This window comes from Bacillus sp. N12A5 (assembly GCF_026790125.1).
GTDB lineage: Bacteria > Bacillota > Bacilli > Bacillales > Bacillaceae > Bacillus.
In genome coordinates this window covers 1-664 of sequence record NZ_JALAMR010000038.1, presented here as the reverse complement: position 1 = coordinate 664, position 664 = coordinate 1, and the positions used below count along the sequence as shown (strand labels likewise).

The following is a 664-nucleotide window of genomic DNA, read 5'->3' as shown; positions in this document are numbered from 1 at the left end:
AAGGCGAGCTGCTTCCGGAGCCGGCGCTTCATTATAAAGATTTCGCCGTTTGGCAAAATGAAGCTGAGCAAAAGGAACGAATGAAGGAGCATGAGGCGTATTGGCTGTCGGTTCTTTCAGGCGATTTGCCTGAGCTTGATCTGCCGCTCGATTACGCCCGTCCGCCTGTGCAAAGCTTTAAAGGGGATACGGTCCGATTCCGTACTGGAAGCGAGACGGCAAAAGCGGTAGAAAAGCTGCTCGCAGAAACCGGAACGACTCTGCACATGGTGCTTCACGCGGTTTTCCACGTCTTTTTAAGCAAAATTTCCGGACAGCGGGATATCGTCATTGGCTCCGTCACTGCCGGCCGGACGAATGCCGATGTCCAAGATATGCCGGGAATGTTCGTCAATACGCTTGCCTTAAGAATGGAAGCGGAAGAACAGCAAACCTTTGCAGAACTTCTGGAAAAAGCGAAGCAGACAAACCTGTCAGCGCTTGAACATCAGGAATATCCATTTGAGGACTTGGTCAATCAGCTTGATCTACCGCGGGATATGAGCCGAAATCCATTGTTTAACGTGATGGTGACGACAGAAAACCCTGATAAAGAACAGCTTGCATTGCAGAATTTAAGCATTTCTCCTTATGAGTCCCATCAAGGAACGTCCAAGTTTGATCT

The 664-nt window shown here is 49.2% G+C and carries 1 protein-coding gene; it reads left to right on the top strand.

All coding sequences use genetic code 11. The features are described from left to right. On the top strand, window positions 1–664 hold a 664-nt coding region (locus MOC09_RS20070; RefSeq protein ID WP_268371692.1), incomplete at both ends, for a condensation domain-containing protein.